The following is a 2,123-nucleotide window of genomic DNA, read 5'->3' as shown; positions in this document are numbered from 1 at the left end:
TCCTGGTGTCCACGCGCGACAGCTGGACGACCGACCTGTCCTCCTTCCTCTTCGGACAGGTACTCGCGGTCAGCGCGGCGGACGTGTGGACCGTGGCCACCATCGGCGCCGTACTGGTCCTCGTCGTGCTGGCGCTCGGCAAGGAACTGGTCGCCGTCAGCCTCGACCGCGAGACGGCACGCGCCGCTGGCTTGCCGGTGTTCCGCCTCGACCTGGCGCTCTACGTCGTCGTGACCACGACGATCGTGATGTCCCTGGAAGCGGTCGGCAACATCCTTGTCCTCGCCCTGCTCATCACCCCCGCCGCCACCGCCCGCATGCTGACGGAGCGGCTGTGGGCGATGACGCTGCTGGCCTCGTTGATCGGCTGTGCCGGGAGCGTGGCGGGTCTGTACGTCTCGTACACCTACGACCTGGCAGCAGGCGGCTCCGTGGTCGTCGTCCTCACCGCCCTGTTCGCCCTCACCTGGTGCCTGGCCCCCAGCCACGGACTCCTCGCGAAGCGCATCCGGCGCCATGACCCCAGCGTCCCCGCCCCTGCACCCGCGCCTGCCGGACGGTGACGGCTCGACGAGCAGCCCCTCTCCGTGCATGCGGGGCTGCTCGTCGCGCTCGCCAAGAGGCAGCGCGAGTGCCGCGTGGCCCCCGTTACTGCCCCGTCCCCTGCGACGGACGCACGGGTCTGCAGATGCCGCGGCGTCCGTCGCCCGTAGCGCACGGCCAACCCGTCCACCCTGCGCCGGGTAGCAGACCAGAGCTGGCTCCGTCGTGCGCGCCGGCTCCGGAGGGCGCTGATGCGCTTGCGCGCCCGCGAAACGATGCCTGTGGGGATCGGCGCCGAGATGAACCGCTCGCTACCGAGAGAGGCCACAGATGACCAAGACCACCACGAGTGAGGCCGACCGCGCCGATCAAGGGCTCGGCTATGCCATCAACGGCCCCTACTACGACATGATTTTCCCCGGGCCGGTACGGGCCTCGCTCACGGACGCCACCGTCACGGATTTCGATCTTCCTGAGACCGGTGCGCATTCGGTAATCCGGGAGCTCGTCGGATCCCCCGACGCCGTCGATCAGGGGATGTACCACCGGCGGGCCGTGCTGCACATCCACGGCACCGGCCGGCAGGTCGGGCCCCCGCAGAACCTGGCCGCATGGGCGTTAGCGAGTGCCTGGCGCGGCATGACCCTGTACCCACTGGCCGGGACCATCGTCGTCACGGGCCGCACGGCGACAGGGGACATGACCGCACTCGACGACGACCTGGTGCAGCACGCGAAGGCAGTTGCGCAGACCGTCCGGGAGACGCTGGCGCAGTGGCGTACGCGACCTCCGGCCTCCAACGAAGCCGCTATCAGTGAACTGCTCGCGTACGCAGCCCGCGACGTTGCCCCCAGCCGGTAGCGACGCGCTGCACGGCTGCGCACCCATCGGCTGGAGGGCCCTGCGTGTAGGATCTGCAGCTTTATACGCACTGGTTCCTGCGGAACCGCCGTAATCCGGGCTCAGCGAGCAGTCGTGTTGTCGACCGCGATCGGCGCGCTGGTCACCCGAGCGGGCCTGGGAGCTCCCGGCCGCCGGTGCTTCCCTGCGTGAGCGGTGGGCCGTCATTGCCCCGAGTCCGCCGGGCACGTCGCGGCCGTCGGCTACGACGCCGACTCCGGTCGGCTCACCCTGTGCCCGGAGTCGACGGCCTGGGTGACGAAATTGCGCCTGGAGCAGGCCCGCGTCATCGACGCTGCCAACCGGTCGGCGGGCAAGACGGTCGTGCGCGCCCTGCGCAAGCCATTGATCTTTTGCAGGACCACGGCCGGGTCTGCGGTGTCGCCGGGCCAGGTCACGTGGACTTCCGAAGGCGCGGTGAGCTCACCGAGACCCAGGCCTGTGTCCTGTGCACCGCGATGACGCGGCCCTCGCACACGTCGGGATCGGCGTCGGCTCCGCCCTCCTCGGCCAGGACATGCCGCTCACGCCGGCCGTGAAAGTGGTGTGGTGATCCCGCTCCTCCTCGCCGCCGCCGCGTCCTCGCCCAGGAGATCAGTGACGGGCTGCGCCTGCACAAGCCAGGCAGCTTCCATCCGAGCGCCCAGGTGATCTTGCCGATGGTAATTGAGAACTTCTGA

The 2,123-nt window shown here is 69.8% G+C and carries 4 protein-coding genes; 3 read left to right on the top strand and 1 reads right to left on the bottom strand.

Annotated features, from left to right (window positions below; translation table 11 throughout):
* The 3 genes from ACTWQJ_RS50690 to ACTWQJ_RS50680 form a co-directional block, all read left to right on the top strand.
* The coding region (locus tag ACTWQJ_RS50690) for a metal ABC transporter permease (RefSeq protein ID WP_443313088.1) at nt 1-563 on the top strand (563 nt) is incomplete at its 5' end.
* A 310-nt stretch (nt 564-873) separates the two neighbouring features.
* Nucleotides 874-1,404, top strand: coding sequence for a hypothetical protein (locus ACTWQJ_RS50685; RefSeq protein ID WP_443313087.1), 531 nt, complete (start codon nt 874-876; stop codon nt 1,402-1,404).
* 195 nt (nt 1,405-1,599) lie between these two features.
* Nucleotides 1,600-1,905, top strand: a complete 306-nt coding sequence (locus tag ACTWQJ_RS50680; protein WP_443313086.1) for a DciA family protein — start codon at nt 1,600-1,602, stop codon at nt 1,903-1,905.
* Here the strand turns inward: ACTWQJ_RS50680 and ACTWQJ_RS50675 are convergent.
* Nucleotides 1,838-2,123, bottom strand: a 286-nt coding sequence (locus ACTWQJ_RS50675) for a hypothetical protein (protein WP_443313089.1), incomplete at its 5' end; no start/stop codon positions are given. The two genes, ACTWQJ_RS50680 and ACTWQJ_RS50675, sit on opposite strands and share 68 nt — an antisense overlap.

Source organism: Streptomyces sp. KR55 (genome assembly GCF_052245645.1).
Classification (GTDB): Bacteria; Actinomycetota; Actinomycetes; order Streptomycetales; family Streptomycetaceae; genus Streptomyces; species Streptomyces flavusporus.
The sequence above is the reverse complement of the archived record's forward strand: the minus strand, read 5'-3'. Positions and strand labels throughout refer to the sequence as shown.